Source organism: uncultured Allobosea sp., assembly GCF_945957345.1.
Taxonomy (GTDB): Bacteria; Pseudomonadota; Alphaproteobacteria; order Rhizobiales; family Beijerinckiaceae; genus Allobosea.
Genome location: NZ_CAMFKW010000056.1, coordinates 1 through 20,296, shown reverse-complemented (window position 1 = coordinate 20,296; position 20,296 = coordinate 1). Strand labels below are relative to the sequence as shown.

Annotated in this window: 21 protein-coding genes and 1 riboswitch; of the genes, 7 read left to right on the top strand and 14 right to left on the bottom strand. The window is 66.5% G+C overall.

From position 1 onward, the window contains the following. Positions 1 to 5 precede the first annotated feature (5 nt). From Q0Q36_RS21500 to coxB, 11 genes are all read right to left on the bottom strand, one after another. Positions 6 to 605 carry a GNAT family protein gene (locus tag Q0Q36_RS21500; protein ID WP_293801296.1) on the bottom strand — a complete coding sequence of 200 codons (600 nt, stop codon included), beginning with the start codon at positions 603 to 605 and terminating at the stop codon, positions 6 to 8. A 6-nt stretch (positions 606 to 611) separates the two neighbouring features. Next, entirely contained in the window at positions 612 to 1,919 is a 1,308-nt protein-coding gene (locus Q0Q36_RS21495; protein ID WP_293801313.1) for a pitrilysin family protein, read from the bottom strand. Positions 1,920 to 1,948: 29 nt separating this feature from the next. After that, positions 1,949 to 3,364, bottom strand: a complete 1,416-nt coding sequence (gene thrC, locus Q0Q36_RS21490; RefSeq protein WP_293801294.1) for a threonine synthase — start codon at positions 3,362 to 3,364, stop codon at positions 1,949 to 1,951. A gap of 71 nt (positions 3,365 to 3,435) precedes the next feature. After that, positions 3,436 to 4,203, bottom strand: coding sequence for an SURF1 family protein (locus Q0Q36_RS21485; protein ID WP_293801292.1), 768 nt, complete (start codon positions 4,201 to 4,203; stop codon positions 3,436 to 3,438). Next, positions 4,200 to 4,574, bottom strand: coding sequence for a DUF983 domain-containing protein (locus Q0Q36_RS21480; RefSeq protein ID WP_293801291.1), 375 nt, complete (start codon positions 4,572 to 4,574; stop codon positions 4,200 to 4,202). Before Q0Q36_RS21480 ends, Q0Q36_RS21485 begins: the two co-directional genes overlap by 4 nt. A gap of 82 nt (positions 4,575 to 4,656) precedes the next feature. Next, entirely contained in the window at positions 4,657 to 5,517 is an 861-nt protein-coding gene (locus tag Q0Q36_RS21475) for a cytochrome c oxidase subunit 3 (protein ID WP_265058282.1), read from the bottom strand. Between the two features lie 53 nt (positions 5,518 to 5,570). Continuing rightward, entirely contained in the window at positions 5,571 to 6,182 is a 612-nt protein-coding gene (locus Q0Q36_RS21470) for a cytochrome c oxidase assembly protein (RefSeq protein WP_293801290.1), read from the bottom strand. After that, positions 6,182 to 6,355 (bottom strand): hypothetical protein, encoded by a 174-nt coding sequence (locus Q0Q36_RS21465; protein ID WP_293801289.1) that lies wholly within the window; start codon positions 6,353 to 6,355, stop codon positions 6,182 to 6,184. The genes Q0Q36_RS21470 and Q0Q36_RS21465 overlap by 1 nt, the downstream gene beginning before the upstream one ends. Beyond that, a complete protein-coding gene (locus tag Q0Q36_RS21460) occupies positions 6,352 to 7,296 on the bottom strand; it encodes a heme o synthase (protein ID WP_293801288.1) in 945 nt (314 codons plus the stop codon). Before Q0Q36_RS21460 ends, Q0Q36_RS21465 begins: the two co-directional genes overlap by 4 nt. 242 nt (positions 7,297 to 7,538) lie before the next feature. Continuing rightward, positions 7,539 to 9,173 (bottom strand): cytochrome c oxidase subunit I, encoded by a 1,635-nt coding sequence (gene ctaD / locus Q0Q36_RS21455; RefSeq protein ID WP_293801286.1) that lies wholly within the window; start codon positions 9,171 to 9,173, stop codon positions 7,539 to 7,541. 20 nt (positions 9,174 to 9,193) lie between these two features. Then, a complete protein-coding gene (gene coxB, locus Q0Q36_RS21450) occupies positions 9,194 to 9,979 on the bottom strand; it encodes a cytochrome c oxidase subunit II (RefSeq protein WP_293801311.1) in 786 nt (261 codons plus the stop codon). Positions 9,980 to 10,463: 484 nt separating this feature from the next. Between coxB and Q0Q36_RS21445 the strand changes: the two genes are divergently transcribed. The 7 genes from Q0Q36_RS21445 (at position 10,464) to Q0Q36_RS21415 (ending at position 17,882) form a co-directional block, all read left to right on the top strand. Next, positions 10,464 to 10,928 carry an invasion associated locus B family protein gene (locus Q0Q36_RS21445; protein ID WP_265060525.1) on the top strand — a complete coding sequence of 155 codons (465 nt, stop codon included), beginning with the start codon at positions 10,464 to 10,466 and terminating at the stop codon, positions 10,926 to 10,928. Next, on the top strand, positions 10,925 to 11,530 hold the full coding sequence (locus tag Q0Q36_RS21440; RefSeq protein WP_293801284.1) for a hypothetical protein: 606 nt from the start codon (positions 10,925 to 10,927) through the stop codon (positions 11,528 to 11,530). Before Q0Q36_RS21445 ends, Q0Q36_RS21440 begins: the two co-directional genes overlap by 4 nt. 74 nt (positions 11,531 to 11,604) lie before the next feature. After that, positions 11,605 to 11,695, top strand: a riboswitch (glycine riboswitch). A gap of 162 nt (positions 11,696 to 11,857) precedes the next feature. Continuing rightward, positions 11,858 to 13,012: a glycine cleavage system aminomethyltransferase GcvT gene (gene gcvT / locus Q0Q36_RS21435; RefSeq protein ID WP_293801282.1), complete on the top strand. Its 1,155-nt coding sequence runs from the start codon at positions 11,858 to 11,860 to the stop codon at positions 13,010 to 13,012. 35 nt (positions 13,013 to 13,047) lie between these two features. Then, positions 13,048 to 13,422 (top strand): glycine cleavage system protein GcvH, encoded by a 375-nt coding sequence (gcvH, locus tag Q0Q36_RS21430; RefSeq protein WP_293801280.1) that lies wholly within the window; start codon positions 13,048 to 13,050, stop codon positions 13,420 to 13,422. A 160-nt stretch (positions 13,423 to 13,582) separates the two neighbouring features. Continuing rightward, complete coding sequence (gcvPA, locus tag Q0Q36_RS21425) at positions 13,583 to 14,923, top strand: aminomethyl-transferring glycine dehydrogenase subunit GcvPA (protein ID WP_293801278.1); 1,341 nt, start codon at positions 13,583 to 13,585, stop codon at positions 14,921 to 14,923. Then, positions 14,923 to 16,494 (top strand): aminomethyl-transferring glycine dehydrogenase subunit GcvPB, encoded by a 1,572-nt coding sequence (gene gcvPB / locus Q0Q36_RS21420; protein WP_293801276.1) that lies wholly within the window; start codon positions 14,923 to 14,925, stop codon positions 16,492 to 16,494. The genes gcvPA and gcvPB overlap by 1 nt, the downstream gene beginning before the upstream one ends. Positions 16,495 to 16,619: 125 nt before the next feature. Further along, entirely contained in the window at positions 16,620 to 17,882 is a 1,263-nt protein-coding gene (locus Q0Q36_RS21415) for a L,D-transpeptidase family protein (protein ID WP_293801274.1), read from the top strand. Between the two features lie 195 nt (positions 17,883 to 18,077). On the opposite strand, the gene Q0Q36_RS21410 is transcribed toward Q0Q36_RS21415, so the two are convergent. The 3 genes from Q0Q36_RS21410 to Q0Q36_RS21400 form a co-directional block, all read right to left on the bottom strand. After that, the gene (locus Q0Q36_RS21410; RefSeq protein WP_293801272.1) at positions 18,078 to 18,884 is read right to left on the bottom strand and encodes a dienelactone hydrolase family protein; all 807 of its coding nucleotides are present in this window, start codon (positions 18,882 to 18,884) and stop codon (positions 18,078 to 18,080) included. Between the two features lie 143 nt (positions 18,885 to 19,027). Next, entirely contained in the window at positions 19,028 to 19,504 is a 477-nt protein-coding gene (locus Q0Q36_RS21405) for an ATP F0F1 synthase subunit B (RefSeq protein ID WP_293801270.1), read from the bottom strand. An 11-nt stretch (positions 19,505 to 19,515) separates the two neighbouring features. Next, the gene (locus Q0Q36_RS21400; RefSeq protein WP_293801268.1) at positions 19,516 to 20,064 is read right to left on the bottom strand and encodes a F0F1 ATP synthase subunit B'; all 549 of its coding nucleotides are present in this window, start codon (positions 20,062 to 20,064) and stop codon (positions 19,516 to 19,518) included. Positions 20,065 to 20,296 lie beyond the last annotated feature (232 nt).

Below are 20,296 nucleotides of genomic sequence, written 5' to 3'. Positions count from 1 at the left end.
CGCAATCACGGCCTGCTTCCGGGCAAGGGATCGGTGGAAAGCACGGCGTAGAGCAGGTGATCGGCCCAGTTGCCGTTGATCTTGAGATAGGCCCGCGCCAGCCCTTCATGCTGGAAGCCGACGCGTTCCAGCAGGCGCCGTGACGGCTCGTTATTGGGCAGGCAGGCGGCCTCGACGCGGTGCAGGGCGAGATCGGAGAAGGCGAAGCGCACCGCGCCGCGCACGGCTTCCGTCATATGTCCTTTCCCGGCATGGCGCCGCCCCATCCAGTAACCGAGCGTGCAGGCTTGGGCGACGCCGCGCCGGATCAGCCCCAGCGTCAGCCCGCCGATCAGGGTTTCCGTGCCCGTCTCGAAGATGAAGAGCGAATAGGCCTCGTCGGTCGAAATCTCGCGTGCGGCGCGCTTGGCGCGCAGGCGGAACGAGGCGCGGGTCAGGTCGTCTTCGTTCCAGGTTGGTTCCCAGGGCGTCAGAAACTCCCGGCTTTCCATGCGCAGCATGGCCCAGGCCGCGTGGTCGGTGGCCTGGGGCGCACGCAGATAGAGGTTCGGCGTCCGGATCAGCGGGCGGCTCGGCGGCTCGCTCGGGAAACGGAAGAGCGCCATCGCCGGTCAGTCCGCTGCCCGGGCCGCGTGGCGCAGGCGCTTGGCAGGCGGCAGGCCTTGGGTCGGGCCGACGGCTGCGATCGTCGGCTGGTGCCCCAGCAAGGAGCGGCCGGCGGCGCGCACGTCCTCGAGCGTCACCGCATCGAGTCGGGCGGCAAGTTCCTCACGCGGGATCGCCCGGCCGAAGAGCAGCACCTGCCGCGCCATCTGCTCCAGTTTGCCGCCGGGGCTTTCGAGCGAGGCCAGCAAGCCGACTTTCATCTGGGCACGGGCGCGGGCGACTTCCGCTTCGCTGACGTCTTCCGCCGCCTGACGCAGGCAGCCGAGTGCGACCTCGATCAATTCGCCTGCATCTTCCGGCGCCGTCCCGGCCCCGATGCCGAAGACGCCGCAATCGGAGAAGGGCCAGTGGAACGCATCGATCGCATAGGCGAGGCCGCGCTGCTCGCGCACCTCCTGGAACAGCCGCGACGACAGGCCTCCGCCGAGCACCGAGGCGAATATCTGCAGCGGATAATGCAGGCCGCCCTTGAAGGGTAGGCCGGGCAGGCCGAGCACGAGATGGACCTGCTCTTCGTCGCTGCCGATGCGGGCTTCGCCGCCGCGATACTCTCCGGCTTCGCGGGTGAGGGGCGTGGCCGGAGCTGCTGGCAGTTGCGACAGGTGCTCCTTGGCGAGCGCCACGAGCGTGTCATGATCGACTGCACCGGAGGCGGCGAGCACCATGTTGCCGGCATGGTAGTTGCGGGCGAGATAGGCGCGGATCGCGTCGGGCGTGAAGCCCTTCACCGTCTTGGCAGTACCGAGGATCGGCCGGCCGATCGGCTGGTCCGGGAAGGCTGCCTGCAGAAAGCGGTCATAGACGAGATCGTCGGGCGTATCTTGCACGGCCGAAATCTCTTGCAGGATCACGCCTTTCTCGCGCTTCAATTCCTCCTCGGTCAGGGACGGCGAGGTGATGATGTCGGCGAGGATGTCGACGGCGAGACCGAGATCCGAGCCGAGCACGCGGGCGGTGTAGCAGGTGTATTCGACGGAGGTCGCGGCGTTGAGATCGCCGCCGACGCTTTCGATCTCCTCGGCAATCTCCAGGGCGCTGCGGCGCGCCGTGCCCTTGAACGCCATATGCTCGAGCAGATGGGCAAGGCCATGCTCGTTCGGCAGTTCGTCGCGCGAGCCGGCCCCGATCCAGATGCCGAGCGAGACGGTCGCGGCATGGTCCATGCGCTGCGAAACGATGCGCAGGCCGGAGGGCAGGGTGGTCAGCGCGACATCGGGATCGTGCTGCCCCTCGGGCCGCGCGGGGGCGGCCAGTTCGGCTTCCTCGATCGGCGGGGTCGCGCTCACGCCGCCGCCCCGCGCACGGCCCGCGCATGCTCGCGCACGAAGGCCTCGATCTTCCCGAGATCGTTCGGGAGCAGCGTCACGCGCTCCTTGCGCTCCATCAGGTCGGCGAGATGCGCCGGAAGCGCCGGCTCGACGCCGCTCGCAGCTTTCACCGCCGCCGGGAACTTGGCGGGATGGGCCGTGCCGAGCACGATCATCGGCGTCGCGGAATCGCGCTTCACGGCCTGCCGGGCCGCGCCGACGCCGATCGCGGTATGCGGGTCGAGCAGATAGCCAGCCTCGGTCCAGCTCTTCTTGATTTCGGCGGCGATCTCGTCCTCGCTCTGCGAAGCGGCGTCGAACTCGCTGCGAATGCGCTGAAGCGCCTCGCCGGCGATCTCGAAGCGGCCGGATTGCTGCAGCGACTGCATCAACCTGCGCACGGCGGCGCCGTCGCGGCCATGGGCCTCGAACAGAAGCCGCTCGAAATTCGAGGAGATCTGGATGTCCATCGAAGGCGAGGTCGTCGCCTGGACGCCGCGCATCTCATAGGCGCCGGTCTCGAGCGTGCGCGCCAGAATGTCGTTGCTGTTGGTCGCGATGCCCAGCCGCTCGATCGGCAGGCCCATCTGCTTGGCGACCCAGCCGGCGAGGATATCGCCGAAATTGCCGGTCGGAACCGTGAAGGAGACTTTGCGGCCCGGCCCGCCGAGCGAGACGGCGGCCGTGAAGTAATAGACCACCTGCGCCGCGATGCGCGCCCAGTTGATCGAGTTGACGCCGGAGAGCCCGATCTCGTCGCGGAAGGCATGATGGTTGAACATCGCCTTCACGAGGTTCTGGCAGTCGTCGAAGGTGCCTTCGACCGCAATCGCATGAACGTTGTCGGCATCGACCGTGGTCATCTGCCGGCGCTGCACATCCGAGACGCGGCCCTGCGGATAGAGGATGAAGACGTCGACGCTCTTCAGCCCCTTGAAGGCGTCGATGGCCGCGCCGCCCGTGTCGCCCGAGGTGGCGCCGACGATGGTGGCACGCTGGCCGCGCTGGCCCAGCACGTGGTCCATCAGGCGCCCGAGCAACTGCATCGCCACGTCCTTGAAGGCCAGCGTCGGGCCGTGGAACAGTTCCAGCACGAAGAGGTTGTCGCCGATCTGCGTCAGCGGGCAGACGGCCGGGTGGCGGAAGCCGGCATAGGCCTCGCGGATCATGCCGGAGAGCGCGCCGCTTTCGATATCGCCGTCGCTCAGCGCGCCGAGCACGCGCTCGGCCACAGCGGTGTAGGGCTTCCCGGCGAAACCCGCGATCTCCGTGGCGGAGAGCGCCGGCCAGCTCTGCGGCAGGTACAATCCGCCGTCGCGGGCGAGCCCGGTCAGCAATGCGTCGGAAAAGCTGAGCGCCGGGGCTTCACCCCGGGTGGAAACATGCAGCACGATGTTGGCCTCGGTGATCTCAGCCTGATGCTATAGGCCGGTCCGGCGCTTTGGGCAAAATCGTTGAGCGCTCAGTTTGCCGCGGAACTCTTTCGCGTCTGCAGAACCCAGGCAGCGAACACGCCGAGCAACGTCAGCGCCAGTCCGAACCAGGTCAGCGCATATTGCAGGTGGTTGTCCGGAATGCGTTCGATCAGTTCACGGACATCGACGCCAGCGGGGGGCGTCATACCGTCGCCTTCACGGGCGGCTTCCAGATAGAACGGCGCGGGCGGCTGGCCGAGGGAGGCCGCGATGGCGGCAGGATCGCGCGTGTAGAATTCGCGGATCGCCGGCAGGTCCGCGGGGGTGAAGCTGTTGCGGGTCTCCGGCGCCCGCAGGAAACCGGTGACGGTGTCGGGGCCGCGTGCCGGGCCGACCTGACCGAGGCGGCTCTCTGGCACGAAGCCGCGATTGACCAGGATGACGCCGCCATCCTCCAGCTTGAAGGCCTGGAAGATCCAGCGACCGAAACCCGAAAGCTGCCGGCTGCCAGGTGGGCCGGCGGCAATGGTGGTACGAACGCCGGCGATGCGGTCGTCGACATAGCTGCCCTTGGCAACGACATGGGTCAGGTCGAGCGCGATGGGGTCTAGCTTTGTCCAATCGGCGCTTGGTGGCATCGACGCCGCCGCACCCGCCGCCTGCTGCTGGAGGCGGTCGAGATAGGCGTGCTTCTCGCTCATGCGCTGAAGCTGCCAGATGCCGAGCGTGCACAGCACCAGCGTGCCGATGACGGTCAGGAATGCCGGCAGCAACAATCCGGGTTTGCGGGAAGCGGGGGGCGTCACGGCGGTCACGATTCGCGCCTGCCTTCCTCGGCCTTGTGGGCGTATTGCAGGGCGACGGCGAGCCCCTTCATCGGCCTGAGCAGTCCGAGGCAGAGCACGATGGCCAGCGGCAGCCATAGCAGCATGTGCAGCCAGATCGGCGGCTCATAGGCGATTTCGACATAGAGCGCGGCGCCGAGCACGATGAAGCCTGCAATCAGCATGATGAACACGGCCGGTCCATCCGCCGAGTCGGCGAATTTGTAGTCGAGGCCGCAGGCGCTGCAGCGCGGCTTCAGCTTGAGGAAGCCGTCGAACAGCGCGCCTTCGCCGCAGCGCGGACAGCGCCCCGCGAGGCCTGTCGAATAGGGGGAGGGTGGTGTCGGTTCAGGAGCGGCCATCGGAGTCTCCGAAACAGGAAAGGCGGCCTCGCGGCCGCCTTTCGTCAGACGATGACCGCGAGGCGCGGTTCAGGCGTAGTGGTCAGTGCCCGGCGGCTGGTACGCCGGCGCCCCAGACATAGATCGCGGCGAACAGGAACAGCCAGACCACGTCGACGAAGTGCCAGTACCAGGCGGCGAACTCGAAGCCCAGATGCTGGTCCGGCTTGAAGTGGCCGAGATAGGCCCGGTAGAGGCAGATCGCCAGGAAGATCGTGCCGATGATGACGTGGAAGCCGTGGAAGCCCGTCGCCATGAAGAAGGTGGCGCCGTAGATGTTGCCCTTGAAGGCGAACGTGGCGTGCGAATACTCGTAGGCTTGGCACAGCGTGAACAGGGTGCCGAGGATGACGGTCAGCCACAGCGCCTGCTTCAGGCCGGCGCGATCATTGTTGATCAGCGCGTAATGTGCCCAGGTCACGGTCGTGCCCGAGGTCAGCAGGATCAGCGTGTTGAGCAGCGGCAGATGCCAGGGATCGAAGGTCTCGATGCCCTTCGGCGGCCAGTGCCCGCCGGTGAAATCGTAGCGCAGATAGTTGATCTGCTCGCCCGAGAAGAGGCTGGCGTCGAAATAGGCCCAGAACCAGGCGACGAAGAACATCACCTCGGAGGCGATGAACATGATCATGCCGTAGCGGTGATGGATCTGGACGACGCGGGTGTGATGGCCCTCGCGCTCGGCCTCGCGGATGACGTCCATCCACCAGGAGAGCATGGTGTAGAGCACGCCGAGCAGACCGGCGCCGAAGACCAGCGGGCCGAGATGCATGCCGCCGACCGGCAGCGCCTTCATCCACATCACCGCGCCGATCGCCATGATCGTCGCGCTGGCGGCGCCGACGAGCGGCCACGGGCTCGGATCGACGAGGTGGTAATCGTGGTGCTTCGTATGGGCCCCGGCCATCGTATTCAGTCTCCGCGTACGGCTTTTGTCCGCGCTTTTGCTCTAGCGTGGTTCTACAGTTTCGAATTGCCCGCGTCACCCTTGACGGAGCCGGCCTTGTCTTCCGCGACGGGCTGGCCCGACTTGGAGGCGAAATAGGTATAGGACAGCGTGATGGCGTGGACCCCGTCGAGCTCGCGATTATCAGCGATTTCGGGGTCGATATAGAACACGACCGGCGCTTCGAAGCTCTCGCCCGGTTTCAGCGTGTGCTCGGTGAAGCAGAAGCACTGGATCTTGACGAAATAGGCCGCGCCCTTCTCGGGCGCGATATTGTAGGTCGCGATGCCCGTGACCGTGCGGTCCGAGCGATTCGTCATCTTGTAGAACACGGTCTGGGTCGCGCCGACCTTGACCTTGATCTCGGGGCTCTCCGCCTCGAATTTCCAGCCCAACCCCGGCGCGACATTGGCGTCGAAGCGCACCGACATCGTCCGGTCGAGGATCTTGCCGGCGCCGGCCGTGCCGACCATGGGCGTGCCGCCGAAGCCGGTGACCTTGCAGAACAGGTCGTAGAGCGGCACAGCGGCGAAGGAGGCGCCGAGCATGCCGAAGGCGACGCCGGTGCAGATCAGCGCGGTGCGCGCCGGATTGCCTTTGCGTGGCTGAGGGACGGGGTTCGTCATCACAGCGGCCGGTTCAGGATCGCGGGGCCGGTCTTCACCAGCGTCACCACGAAGAAGAAGATCGCGAGGCCGGCGAGCACCAGTGCCAGCGCAATCGAGCGGCGGCGGCGGCGCGCCATGTCCTCGGGGGAGAATGGGGCAGGTGTGTTCTGCTTTGGGCGCTGATCGCTCATCCCAGCACCTTCGGCAGGGCCCACATCAGCCCGAAGCCGTTCTCGACGAGCAGCACGGCAAACAGCAGGAACAGGTAGATGATCGAGAAGCCGAACAGCGACCAGCACGCCTTGGTCGCTGCGGCGCCTTCGGTCCGCAGCCAGACCTGGATCGACAGCGCGATCATGACGAGGCCGGTCGAGACCGAGACGGCGAGGTAGAGCATGCCACCGAAGCCCATCAGCGCGGGCAGGACGGCGACAGGCGCCATGACCAGCGAATAGAGCACGATCTGCCGGCGGGTCGCTGCAGGGCCGGCGACGTTCGGCATCATCGGGATGCCGGCGCGCGCATAATCGCCGGACTTGACCAGGGCTAGAGCCCAGAAATGCGGCGGCGTCCACAGGAAGATGATCGCGAACAGAACCAGCGAATGCCAGCCGAGATTGCCGGTCACGACGGCCTCGCCGATCATCGGCGGGAAGGCGCCGGCAGCGCCGCCGATCACGATATTCTGCGGCGTCCAGCGCTTCAGCCACATTGAATAGACGACGGCATAGAAGAAGATGGTGAAGGCGAGCATCGCCGCCGCCAGCACATTGGCAATGAGCCCGAGGACCAGGACCGAGCCGACCGACAGCGTCAACCCGAAGGCCAGTGCCTCGGAAGGCAAAATCCGGCCCGACGGAATCGGCCGCTTGGCGGTGCGGCTCATCAGCGCGTCGATATCGGCGTCGTACCACATGTTGAGGCAGCCCGAGGCGCCGGCGCCGACCGCGATCGCGAGCAGCGCGGCGAGAGCAAGCACGGGATGCACCGTGCCCGGCGCCGTGGCCATGCCGGTCAGCGCCGTCACGATGACCAGCGACATCACGCGCGGCTTCAGCAGCGCGAAGAAATCGCGGGCTTCGCCGGTGGAGGCGGTCAGGCTCTCGGTGCGGGTCTCGAACGCAGCAGACATCAGTCCAATCGTCTTCGTACTCTTGTGAACGGCGCCTGAGGGCGCTGGGGTCTTCGCGGCGTGAGGGCCGCCCTTCTCCGGAACGCCTCTCGAGGGCGCTCGGGGGAAGGGCGGCGGCGGGCCGGTGAGGCCCGCCGCCTCGAACATCGGACCGAAAAGTGGATCCCACTTTTCGGAAAAATCGGATGCTCCGGCAATCGGCGGGATCATCGCGCGTCCATCGACGCGCGATGATCGAAGTCTCAGTGGTCCGAGCCGGTGATGCGCGGCAGCGTCTCGAACTGGTGGAACGGCGGCGGCGAGGACAGGGTCCACTCCAGCGTCGTGGCGCCTTCGCCCCACGGATTGTCACCGGCCGGCTGCTTCTTCGTGAAGGCGACGATCACGCCATAGAAGAACACCAGCAGGCCGAAGGCGAAGATGTAGGAGCCGATCGACGACCAGAAGTGCCAGTGCGCGAAGGCATCGGGATAGTCGACATAGTGACGCGGCATGCCGGCGAGGCCAAGGAAGTGCTGCGGGAAGAACAGCAGGTTCGCGCCGACGAAGGCGATCCAGAAATGCAGCTTGCCGATCCAGTCCGGGATCACGTAGCCGCTCATCTTCGGGAACCAGTAGTAGAAGCCCGCGAAGATGCCGAACACGGCGCCGAGCGACAGCACGTAGTGGAAGTGAGCCACCACGTAATAGGTCGCGTGCAGCGAGCGGTCGACGCCGGCATTGGCCAGCACGACACCGGTCACGCCGCCGACGGTGAACAGGAAGATGAAGCCGATCGCCCAGACCATCGGTGCGGTGAAGCGGATCGAGCCGCCCCACATCGTCGCGATCCAGGAGAAGATCTTGATGCCGGTCGGCACCGCGATGACCATCGTCGCGAACACGAAATAGCGCTGCGTGTTGAGCGACAGGCCGGCGGTGTACATGTGGTGCGCCCACACGATGAAGCCGACGACGCCGATCGCGACCATGGCATAGGCCATGCCGAGATAGCCGAAGATCGGCTTCTTCGAGAAGGTCGAGATGATGTGGCTGACGATGCCGAAGGCCGGCAGGATCATGATGTACACTTCGGGGTGGCCGAAGAACCAGAACAGGTGCTGGTACAGGATCGGGTCGCCGCCGCCGGCCGGATCATAGAAGGTCGTGCCGAAATTGCGGTCCGTCAGCAGCATGGTGATCGCGCCGGCCAGGACCGGGAGCGCCAGCAGCAGCAGGAAGGCAGTGACCAGCACGCCCCAGGCGAACAGCGGCATGCGGTGCATGGTCATGCCCGGCGCGCGCATGTTCAGGATCGTGGTGATGAAGTTGATCGCGCCCAGGATCGAGGCCGCGCCTGAGAGATGGATCGAGAGGATGACGAAATCGACCGCCGGGCCGGGCTGACCAGTGGCGGCCGAGAATGGCGGATAGAGTGTCCAGCCGCCGCCATGGCCGGCGGTGCCCGGCGCGCCCTCGACGAAGAGCGAGCAGAGGAAGAGCACGAAGGACGCGGCCAGCAGCCAGAACGAGATGTTGTTCATGCGCGGGAAGGCCATGTCCGGCGCGCCGATCATCAGCGGCACGAACCAGTTGCCGAAGCCGCCGATGACCGCGGGCATGACCATGAAGAAGATCATGATCAGACCGTGGCCGGTCACGAAGACATTGTAGCTCTGGCCGTTGGCGAAGATCTGCATGCCCGGATACATGAGCTCGATGCGCATCATGATCGAGAGGAAGCCGCCGACGAGGCCCGCGATGATCGAGAAGATCAGGTAGAGCGTGCCGATGTCCTTGTGGTTGGTGGACAGGAGCCACCGGCGCCATCCGGTCGGGTGGTCGTGATGAGCCTCATCATGACCGTGGCCCTGAGCGTGCTGAGCCGCTGTTGCCATCGTTCTTCTCCTCAGGCGACTTACTTGGACGCGGCAGCGAACTTGCTGCCGGCGTCTTCTGCATTGGCGAATTTCTGCTTCGCTTCCGCGAGCCAGGCGGCATAGCGCTCCTGGCTGACGACGCGGAAAGCGATCGGCATATAGGCGTGGTTCTGGCCGCAGATGAACGAGCACTGGCCGTAATAGATGCCTTCGCGCTCGGCCTTGAACCAGGTTTCGTTCAGGCGGCCCGGGATGGCGTCGATCTTGATGCCGAAGGACGGAACCGTGAACTTGTGGATGACGTCGGAGGCGGTGACCTGGACGCGGACGATCTTGCCGACCGGCACGACCGCCTCGTTGTCGACGGCGAGCAGGCGGGGAGCCTCGGCTTCGGCGATCTTCTTGCTGGCGATTGCCTTGGCGCGCTCTTCCTCGCTCAGCATCAGCGAATCGAAGGTGAAGCCGCCGCTCTCCTTCGGGTACTCGTAGGTCCAGCGCCACTGGTTGCCGGTGACCTTCAGGGTCATGTCGGCCTGCGGCACCTCGAGCTGCAGCTTGAGCAGGCGGAAGGAGGGAATCGCGATGACGACGAGGATGAGGACCGGAATCACGGTCCAGCACACTTCGAGCAGGGCGTTGTGGGTGGTCTTGGAGGGGACCGGGTTCGCCTTCTCGTTGAAGCGGAAGACGACATAGATCAACAGCGCCAGCACGAAGAGCGTGACGATGGCGATGATGACGTTCAGCCAGTCATGGAACCAGTGGATATATTCGGCGACCGGGGTGACCGCGCCCTGCAGGTTCATCTGCCAGTCTGTGGGCATGCCGGTGCCGGCGATCGCCGGGACGGTCGCCAACGCGGCGACGGCAAGGGCCGTGGCGGCCGCTGTTGCAAAGGTCCTGCTCAGAAATCGCATCGATCCCACATGCTCCTCAATCGACCTGCATGGGAGCCGACCGGCTTTGCCCCACGCATGAAGGGGCGACCGCGAAGTCGCCTCATTCTTCGAGATTGCGATAAATCAAAGATCACGCTTGCGCCAGAGGGGCAATGAAGACTGCCCCCAGCGACCGTGCGGCATAATCGCACGAGGCCTTGACGTGAGCGCGGAGCCGCCATCTCGCCTTGACAGGACCCAGCCTGCATGGTCCGAACGCGTTTTATGTTGAGAGGTGGCGGGATTCTCTGGCGCGGTCGGCGTTTTGCCTGAATTCTGCGCTCCTGCTGCGGTTCAAGGTCCGGTTTCGAAAGGGATGGCAGGGATGATGAGGATCATCGGAGTGCTGGGCGCCCTGGCGCTGGCGCTCATGGGGACGAGCCTCGCCGCCGGCTCCGCTTTCGCGCAGGGCGCGGTGCGCTCCACACATGGCGACTGGCAGATGCGCTGCGAGGTGCCGCCGGGCGCCAAGGCTGAGCAATGTGCGCTCGTCCAGAACGTCGCGGCCGAGGATCGGCCGAATCTGACGCTTCTCGTCATCGTGCTGAAGACGGCGGACCAGAAGAGCCGGCTGCTGCGCGTCGTCGCGCCGCTCGGTGTGCTGCTGCCTTCGGGCCTCGGTCTCAAGATCGACGACAAGGACATCGGCCGCGCCGGCTTCGTGCGCTGCCTGACAACCGGCTGCGTGGCCGAGGTCGTCATGGACGATACCCTGCTCGGCCAGCTCAAGAGCGGCAAGAGCGCGACTTTCATCGTATTCCAGACGCCGGAAGAGGGGGTGGGCGTGCCCGTTTCCCTCAATGGCTTCGGCCCGGGCGTGGAGGCGCTGCCGTGATCGATCATACTCTTCGCCAGGCTCGCTGGCTCGCCCTGCCGCTGCTGTGCCTCGGCCTTGCCGGCTGCAATTCGTCCTCGTCGTCCTCTGCCGGCAATTCCGCGCTCAACGTCTTCATGTTCCAGTCGACGAAGCCGCCGCCGGCGGATCAATTGCCGAAGGACGATGACCAGAACGATCAGCTGGTCTGCCCGGAGGTGATCATTTCCGATGGCGGCGCCGCGATCCGCGCCCAGTCCGGCCAGGATTCGAGCGGCCTGCGCTATCAGGTCTCGATCACCAATGTCGCGCGCGAATGCACGGGGACGGGTAAGGGCACCTTCCGCCTCAAGGTCGGCGTCGAAGGGCGCGTGCTCCTCGGCATGGCCGGCAGCCCGGGTACTTATGGTGCCACGCTGACGACGACTGTGATGCGTGGGACCACCGTCATCGGCAAACGCAGCGCGCATGTCGGTGCGACGGTTCCGTCCGGGCAGGGCGGTGCCGATTTCACCCATGTCGAAGACGGCATCATGGTGCCGGCCGGCAGCGGCGACGTCGATATCTTCGTCAGCCTCGGCGGCGGCGGGGCTGCTGCGCCGGCGCGCAAGCGCCGCCGGTAAAGCCGGTTTGCCGTGAAAAGACGCAGACGCGCCGATTGACTCAATCGGCGCGTCTTGTATCTGTGCCCGAGCCGCATATCCCCGCGGGAGAGACCGGGCTTCGAGCCCGGCGCCGAAGGCGCAACCGCCCCGGAAACGCTCAGGCAAAAGGGCCGCTGGGGATTTGGCGCTCTGGAAAGCGGCGGGCAGTGATGCCCGCCCACCGACGGGTGTAACTCGTCCGGCCTTGTGGGTCGGGTGGGGAAATCTCTCAGGTGCCGAGACAGAGGGGGCGCGTTCCGGACACTATCGTCCGGGGCTTGCGCTTGACTCTGGGAGGGGCACGCCATGGCTGCCGAGGCCAATACCGACACTGCCGGCGCGAGCGCGCCGCTGAAGACCCCGCTGCATGCGCGCCATGTCGCGCTCGGCGCCCGCATGGTGCCCTTCGCCGGCTACGACATGCCGGTGCAGTACCCTGCCGGCATCCTGACCGAGCATAACTGGACCCGCGAGAAAGCCGGGCTCTTCGACGTCTCGCATATGGGCCAGTGCTTCCTGATCGGCCCCGATCACGAGACTACGGCGAAGGCGCTGGAAGCGCTGATTCCCGCCGATATCGTCAATCTCGCCCCCGGCAAGCAGCGCTATTCGCAGCTCCTCAACGAGGAAGGCGGCATCCTCGACGACCTGATGGTCACGCGCTCGATCGATCCCGACGAGGACGGCGCGCTCTATCTCGTCGTCAACGCCGCCTGCAAGGACGCCGACTACGCCCATATCGAGGCGCGCCTGCCGGCCAATGTGAAGCTGGTCAAGGCCGAGCATCGCGGCCTGATCGCGCTGCAGGGCCCAGGCGCCGAGGCGGCGCTGGCGAAGATCGCGCCGGAAGCGGCCGAGATGGGCTTCATGTCCTCGCGCACCATGAAGGTCGCCGGCATCAAGGCCAATATCAGCCGCTCCGGTTATACCGGCGAGGACGGCTACGAGATCTCCGCCGCCGCCAACAAGATCGGCGAGATCTGGGACACGCTGCTGCTCGACGGGACCGTCAAGCCGATCGGCCTCGGTGCCCGCGATTCGCTGCGGCTCGAAGCCGGCCTGTGCCTCTACGGCCATGACATCGACACCACGACCTCGCCGATCGAGGCCGCGCTGAACTGGTCGATCCAGAAGCGCCGTCGCGAGGAGGGCGGTTTCCCCGGCGCAGCGCGCGTCCAGCGTGAGCTTGCCGAGGGCGTCTCGCGCATCCGCGTCGGCCTGAAGCCGGAAGGCCGCGCTCCCGCCCGCGAGGGCACCGAGATCGCGACGCCCGGGGGCGAGGTGATCGGCGTCGTGACCTCGGGTGGCTTCGGCCCGACGCTCAACGGCCCCTGTGCCATGGGCTATGTCGCCAAGGCCCATTCCGCGCCGGGCACGCAGCTCAACCTGATCGTGCGCGGCAAGCCGCTGCCGGCCGTCGTGGCGACGATGCCCTTCGTGCCTAACGGCTACAAGCGCTGAACCTTTTCCCAGACAACTGACGCCAGGAGGAAACCATGGCCGAGACCCGTTATACCAAGGACCACGAATACATCCGCATCGAGGGTGACACCGGCACGGTCGGCATCTCCGACTACGCGCAGGGCCAGCTCGGTGATGTCGTCTTCGTCGAGCTTCCGACTGTGGGCAAGGCCCTGGCCAAGGGCGGCGAAGCTGCCGTGGTCGAGAGCGTCAAGGCCGCGTCCGAGGTCTACGCGCCGGTCTCCGGCGAGGTCGTCGAGGTCAATGGCGAGCTCGAAGCCGCGCCCGGCACCGTCAACGAGGACCCGGCCGGCAAGGGATGGTTCCTGAAGATCAGGATCAAGGATGCGGCTGAGCTCGACGCCCTGATGGGCGAGGCCGAGTACCAGGACTACGTGAAGTCGCTCTGACCAGGCGTCATCCCGCACGCGCTGCGGCATGCAATGCCGCTGCGCAGATGCGGAACCGTCTTCCGAAGAGGCGCCTTCTCGTCGCACGATCCCGCGTCTGCGCCGCATCGCTTTAGCGCTGCGGCGCGTGCGGGATGACACCCCGAAACGGAATCCCCTCATGCGCTATCTCCCGCTCACCGATACCGACCGCGAGGACATGCTCGCGCGGATCGGCGTCTCCGATGTCGACGCGCTGTTCAGCGACGTGCCGGCCGGCAAGCTGCTCAAGTCCCCGGTCGATCTGCCCCGCGCCAAGGGCGAGCTCGAGGTCGAGCGCATCCTCGGCAGGATGGCCGGCAAGAACACCGCCGCCTCGGCCGTGCCCTTCTTCGTCGGCGCTGGCGCCTACAAGCACCATGTCCCGGCGACGGTGGATCACCTGATCCAGCGCTCGGAGTTCCTGACGAGCTACACGCCCTACCAGCCCGAGATCGCGCAGGGCACGCTGCAATACCTCTTCGAGTTCCAGACCCAGGTCGCGGCGCTGACCGGCATGGAGGTCGCCAACGCCTCGATGTATGACGGCTCGACCGGCACCGGCGAGGCCGTGCTGATGGCGCATCGCGTCACCAAGCGCCGCAAGGCGGTGCTCTCCGGCGGTCTGCATCCGCATTACACCGCGGTCGTCGAGACCCTCTCCGAGATGGCCAATGACGAGGTCGTGGCGCTGAAGCCCGACGTTTCGGCCCAAGAGGACATCCTCTCCCAGATCGACGACAGCACCTCCTGCGTCGTCGTCCAGTCGCCGGACGTGTTCGGCAACCTGCGCGACCTCAAGCCGATCGCCGAGAAGGCCCATGCCCATGGTGCCCTGCTGATCGCGGTCTTCACCGAGGTTGTCTCGCTCGGCGCCGTCGTGCCGCCCGGTGCGCAGGACGCCGATATCGTCGTCGGCGAAGGCCAGTCGATCGGCAACGCCCTGAATTTCGGCGGCCCCTATGTCGGCCTCTTCGCCGCCAAGTCCAAATATATCCGCCAGATGCCGGGCCGGCTCTGCGGCGAGACGGTCGATTCGACCGGCCAGCGCGGCTTCGTGCTGACGCTCTCGACCCGCGAGCAGCATATCCGCCGCGACAAGGCGACCTCGAACATCTGCACCAATTCCGGCCTCTGCGTGCTGGCCTTCACCATCCATATGACGCTGCTGGGCCAGACCGGCCTCGCCCGTCTCGCCGAGGTGAATCACGCCAATGCCGTGAAGCTCGCCGACGCGCTTGCGGGCGTCGAAGGCGTGACCGTACTCAACGACAGCTTCTTCAACGAGTTCACGGTGAAGCTGAAGAAGCCCGCCGCCGAGGTCGTCGAGGTGCTCGCCGCCAAGGGCATCCTGGCCGGCGTTCCCGTCTCGCGGCTCCTGCCCAAGGCCGGGCTCGACGACCTGCTGATCATCGCCTCGACCGAGGTGAATACCGATGAAGACCGGGCGGCCCTCGTGGCGGCGCTCGTGGAGGTGCTGTGATGTTGAACCGTCAGGGACGTCCCACCCAGGCCGGCGAGGCCTCGCATGAAGAGCACCTCACCTTCACCGGCAACAAGGCTCTCCAGCAGATCGAGCCGCTGATCTTCGAGATCGGCCATCACGAGGCGACCGGCGTCGACATCGACAAGCCGGCGCCGTTCAAGTCGCGGCTGGGCAAGCATGCCCGCCAGGGCGAGATCGGCCTGCCCGGGCTCTCCGAGCCCGAGACGATGCGCCACTATGTGCGCCTCAGCCAGAAGAACTACGGCATCGATACCGGGCTCTTCCCGCTCGGCTCCTGCACGATGAAGCACAATGCCCGCCTCAACGAGAAGATGGCGCGCCTGCCGGGCTTCTCCGACGTGCATCCGCTCCAGCCGCTTTCGAGCGTGCCCGGCGCGCTCGACCTGATGCTGGAGCTCGCCCGCTACCTGATGACGCTGACCGGCATGCCGGCGGTGGCCCTCTCGCCGAAGGCCGGCGCCCATGGCGAGGCCTGCGGCATGATGGCGATCAAGGCCGCGATCGCCGCCAAGGGCGAGGGAGCGACCCGCAATGTCGTGCTCGTCCCCGAATCGGCCCACGGGACCAACCCGGCCACCGCAGCCCTGATCGGCTTCTCGGTGAAGGCGGTTCCGGCCCGTCCGGATGGCACCGTCGCGGTGGAGGACGTCAAGGCCCTGCTCGGGCCGGACATCGCCGCGATCATGCTGACGAACCCGAACACCTGCGGCATCTTCGAGCCTCAGATCGTCGAGATCGCCGCGGCGATGCATGAGGCCGGCGCCTATTTCTACTGCGACGGCGCCAACTTCAATGCCATCGTCGGCAAGGCCCGCCCGGGGGATCTCGGCGTCGACGCGATGCACATCAACCTGCACAAGACCTTCTCGACGCCCCATGGCGGCGGTGGTCCCGGTGCCGGCCCGGTCGTGCTCTCCGAGCGACTGGCGCCATTCGCGCCGGTGCCCTTCATCCATGTCGAGAACGGCAAGCCGCATCTGATCGAGACGCGCGGGGAAGCCCCAGCGGGCAACCAGCCCTTCGGCCGCATGACCGCCTTCCATGGCCAGATGGGCATGTATGTCCGTGCGCTCGCCTATATGCTGAGCCACGGCTCGGACGGCATGCGCCAGGCTTCGGAAGACGCTGTGCTGAACGCCAACTACATCCGCGCCGGCCTCGCCGACCTGATGTCGCTGCCCTTCCCGGATCACCCGTCGATGCACGAGGTGCTGTTCGACGACGAATGGCTGAAGGGCTCGGGCGTCTCGACGCTCGATTTCGCCAAGGCGATGATCGACGAGGGCTACCATCCGATGACGGTGTATTTCCCGCTCGTCGTGCACGGTGCCATGCTGATCGAGCCGACCGAGTCGGAATCGAAGGCGGCGCTCGACCTCTTCATCGCGACGCTGCGCGACCTCGCCATCGCGGCCAAGGGCAATGACAAGGAGCGCTTCACCAGCGCCCCGCATCACGCCCCGATCCGTCGCCTCGACGAGACCCGCGCCGCCCGTTCGCCGGTCCTGAAATGGGAAAAGCCGGCTCCGGCCAAGGCCGCGGAGTAAGAGGCTGCCGCCCATGCTGACGGCGTTCGTCAGCATGGTGAAGGGCGGCGAGCGCTTCTTAAGCCTTCCTTGACTATGTCGCGGAATGATCCCCCGGTGCCGCTCTATGCGGCCCGGGGGTTTTCATGTCTGCTCGTCCCTCCATCCTCGCCATTGCGGCCGCTGCTCTGCTGGCCTCGACGGCGCTCGTGCGTGCCAACGAACCGAGCTACGGCCCGAACACCTATGACCGCACGCTCGAGGCCCTGATGGCCCATGAGGATGTCGCCAATCGTGGCGGCTGGCCGAAGGTGCCGGCGAGCGCGGCGTCCCTGAAGCCGGATTCGCAGGGGCCGGATGTCGTGGCGCTGAAGCAGCGCCTGCTCGCCAGCGGCGATATCGCGCCCGATGCCATGGCTGGCGATGTCTATGATGCCAATGTGACCGAGGGCGTGAAACGCTTCCAGCGTCGCCACGGCCTGTCGGATCTCGGCACGGTCGGACGCCTGACCCTCAAGGCGATGAACACACCGGTCGAATCGCGCCTGAACCAACTTACCGCGACGCTGGAGCGCCTCAAGGGCAACGGCTTCAACTTCGCCAATCGCTATGTCGTGGTGAACATCCCCGGCGCCAGCGTCGAGGCTGTCGAGAACGGCACGGTCGCCCAGCGCCATCTCGCCATCGTCGGCCGCCCGGACCGGCCCTCGCCCGTGATCCAGGCCAATATCTCCTCGGTCAACCTGAACCCGTATTGGACGGTTCCGATGTCGATCGTGAAGGCCGACATCATCCCGCATATGCGCAAGGACCCGAGCTTCATCGCCAAGTCGAACATGAAGCTGCTCGGCGCAGAGAACAAGGAAATCGACCCGGCCAGCGTCAACTGGGCGGCGCTGAAGAGCCCCTATTTCTATGTGCGCCAGGAGCCGGGGCCGACCAATTCCCTCGGCCAGCTCAAGATCGACATGCCCAACAGCGACGCGGTCTACATGCACGACACGCCGAAGAAGACGCTGTTCCGCAACGATGTGCGCTTTAACTCCTCCGGCTGCGCCCGCATCGAGGGTGTCCGCGATCTCGCCGCCTGGCTGCTGGAGGGTTCGGAATGGACCCGTCAGAGCATTGAGGACGAGATCGCCAAGGGCGAGCGCAAGAACATCACGCTGAAGAAACAGGTGCCGGTCGCCTGGGTCTACCTGACCGGCTGGCAGGGCGCCGACGGACAGGTCCAGTTCCGCGACGACATCTACGGGCTCGACACGCCGCAGGGCATCGTGACCTCGACGATCCAGGCCCGCAAGCCGAAGCCCAAGGCGACGGCCGCCGTTCCCCCGGCGCGGCCGGCTGCCGCGCCCAAAACCGCCGCGGGCAATCCGCCGGCCGCACCAGCGACTGCCAGCAACTGAGTCTTATCGAACGCCGCCCTTGTCATTCCGGGGCGCGCCGCAGGCGCGAACCCGGAACCCACGACCGGGTGAGACATTCGATGCTTCGTTGCGGGCCGTTCGCCCGGTCGTGGGTTCCGGGTTCTTCGCTATGCGAAGCCCCGGAATGACAAGGGTGGTTGCCCAGGGGAGCGATCCTGCGATCGTTGCCGCAGCCTAAGGCCGCTTCAGGATCGCCATCACCGCGTCGATGGCCTCGGCGCGGGCCTTCGGGTCGCTGCCGATCGTGACCAGGCCGTCGGGCCGCTGCGAGTAGGCCGCCTTGCGTTCGCGCAACGGCAGGCTCGGATGGTCGAAATCATGATAGGCGCCGGGGAAGCCGACGAAACGCGCCCCGCCGCTGCGCGCCAACTCCTCGCAAGGCGCTGCCGGCGTCCAGTCGTCGGCCAGGCCCTGGAAGATCGCGGTATCGGTCTGTGCCTGCCAGCCGCGCTTCAGGATGACGCGGCAGCCGGGATAGAAGGCGATGACATGGCGCAGGCGTTTAGCCTCGGACGCGCCCGCGACGCGTAACGCCGTCGAGCTGCCATTCGACCAGCCGATCAGGGCGATGCGCTGTTTCGCGGCGAAGCTCTGCTTGTCCAGCCAGTCGATGGCGGCGAAGGCATCGCGCGCGCGGCCGGCCGGCGTCAGCGAACGCTCGCGCTCGTTGCACAACGCCTGGATGCCGCGCGGCCCGAAGCTGTCAACGAGGAGCACGGCATAGCCCGCGCTGGTCAAGCGCTCCGACCAATCGCTCTCGCGGGCGCCGACCGCGCCCGAGCGCGCATAGAGCCCGGCGCAGCCATGCAGGCCGATCACGACCGGGAAGGGGCCTGCGCCTGCCGGCCGGGCCAGCCAGCCCACGAGATCGCCAGCATCGCGCGACGGGAAGCTCACCTTCTCGAAGGCGTTCGCAAAGTTCGTAGCCGCTGCGAGTGACAGAAGCGCGATCGCGAGCATACGGACAAGGGGACTGATCATCCCGAAACTCCCTAGTTTCCAGCCATGCGGTGGGCGAGCGCGATCACCCTACCCCAGCCGGGGACTTCGGCGGGAGAAGGGCAAAGAAAAACGCCGCGTCCTTGCGGGCGCGGCGTCATCATATCGGGAGATCGGCTAAAGGCTCAGTTGAGCTTGGCCTTGACCTCGCCAAGCCCGGCGGCGAAGGCGGCTTCACCGGCCTTGCCGGCCATCTGGCCGCGCAGGATGGTCTCGGCGGCCTTGGTGGCGGCTTCCGCAGCCGCAGCGCGAACCTCGGCCTCGGCCTGGCTCTCGGCCTGGGCAATCTTCTCCTCGGCCGCCTTGGTCCGGCGGGCGACGAAATCGGCGAGCTTCGCCTCGGCTTCCGCCGCGAGGCGCTTGGCCTCGTCATTGGCGGAGGAGACGATCTCGGCTGCCTCGGCCTCGGCGGCCTTGCGCTTGGCATCGTACTCGGCGAGCAGCTTCTCGGCCTCCTGACGCAGGCGGCGGGCTTCCGCCAGCTCCTGCGCGACCTTCTCGCCGCGGCTGTCGAGCGCCTTCACGATCAGGCCCGGCACGCCGAACTTGACCAGGATGGCGAGGAAGATGACGAGCGCGACGCCGACCCAGAAAGTATCCATCTGAACTCTCCTCAGCCGCGCGTCAGGGCCTGGTCGATGGCAGCCGACGCCTCGGTGGCGCTGGGAGCCTGACCGGTCAGCTTGGTGACGATGGCGGCGGCGATGTCGCTGCCGAGATCGCGCACATTGCCCATCGCGTCGGTCTTGGTCTTGGCGATGGTGGCCTCGGCCTGCGCCATCTTGGCGGCAAGCTCGGCTTCGGTCGCGTGACGCTGGGCGTCGCTGGCCTTGGCGCCGGTCTCGCGCGCCGTCTGGGCGATACCCTGGGCGTTCTTGCGGGCCTCAGCCAGAGCCTTCTCATAGGCCTGGGCCATGTCTTCGGCCTTGGCCTGCATCTGCGTGGCCTGATCGAGATCCCGGCCGATCGTCTCGGCGCGCTCTTCCAGGATGGAGCCGAGGCGCGGCAGGGCAACCTTGGACATCAGCCAGTAGAGAGCCGCGAAGGTGATCGCGAGCCAGAACAGGTTGCTTGCGAAATGGGCGGGGTCGAAGGGCGGGAAGGAAGCCTTCTCGCCGCTCAGGCCGTGCTTCTGCTCGGCAGCCTGCGCCGCTCCCGCCACCAGAGTGGCGAACGAGCCGACAGCCAGAAGCCATCCTTGTCGCGCGAACCCTGAAGATCGAACCGGCATAGCGTGCCTTTCAGCGCTTAAGACAGGAAACCGTCGCGCGTCGGCCGGAGTGGCCTGAACGCGCGACGAGAAAGCGGTCGACGAAAACGTCAGACCACGAAGAGCAGAACGAGCGCGACGACGAACGCGAAGATGCCCAGACCTTCGGCGAGCGCCGCGCCGA

Coding starts and splice junctions, on each gene's coding strand:
- gcvT (WP_293801282.1), top strand. CDS start 11,858: ATGGCTGCCGAGGCCAATACCGACACTGCCGGCGCGAGCGCGCCGCTG.
- Q0Q36_RS21470 (WP_293801290.1), bottom strand. CDS start 6,182: ATGACGAACCCCGTCCCTCAGCCACGCAAAGGCAATCCGGCGCGCACC.
- coxB (WP_293801311.1), bottom strand. CDS start 9,979: ATGCCCACAGACTGGCAGATGAACCTGCAGGGCGCGGTCACCCCGGTC.
- Q0Q36_RS21465 (WP_293801289.1), bottom strand. CDS start 6,355: ATGAGCGATCAGCGCCCAAAGCAGAACACACCTGCCCCATTCTCCCCC.
- ctaD (WP_293801286.1), bottom strand. CDS start 9,173: ATGGCAACAGCGGCTCAGCACGCTCAGGGCCACGGTCATGATGAGGCT.
- Q0Q36_RS21445 (WP_265060525.1), top strand. CDS start 10,464: ATGGGGACGAGCCTCGCCGCCGGCTCCGCTTTCGCGCAGGGCGCGGTG.
- Q0Q36_RS21415 (WP_293801274.1), top strand. CDS start 16,620: ATGTCTGCTCGTCCCTCCATCCTCGCCATTGCGGCCGCTGCTCTGCTG.
- Q0Q36_RS21480 (WP_293801291.1), bottom strand. CDS start 4,574: ATGGCCGCTCCTGAACCGACACCACCCTCCCCCTATTCGACAGGCCTC.
- Q0Q36_RS21405 (WP_293801270.1), bottom strand. CDS start 19,504: ATGGATACTTTCTGGGTCGGCGTCGCGCTCGTCATCTTCCTCGCCATC.
- Q0Q36_RS21500 (WP_293801296.1), bottom strand. CDS start 605: ATGGCGCTCTTCCGTTTCCCGAGCGAGCCGCCGAGCCGCCCGCTGATC.
- gcvH (WP_293801280.1), top strand. CDS start 13,048: ATGGCCGAGACCCGTTATACCAAGGACCACGAATACATCCGCATCGAG.
- gcvPA (WP_293801278.1), top strand. CDS start 13,583: ATGCGCTATCTCCCGCTCACCGATACCGACCGCGAGGACATGCTCGCG.
- Q0Q36_RS21475 (WP_265058282.1), bottom strand. CDS start 5,517: ATGGCCGGGGCCCATACGAAGCACCACGATTACCACCTCGTCGATCCG.
- Q0Q36_RS21410 (WP_293801272.1), bottom strand. CDS start 18,884: ATGATCAGTCCCCTTGTCCGTATGCTCGCGATCGCGCTTCTGTCACTC.
- Q0Q36_RS21460 (WP_293801288.1), bottom strand. CDS start 7,296: ATGTCTGCTGCGTTCGAGACCCGCACCGAGAGCCTGACCGCCTCCACC.
- gcvPB (WP_293801276.1), top strand. CDS start 14,923: ATGTTGAACCGTCAGGGACGTCCCACCCAGGCCGGCGAGGCCTCGCAT.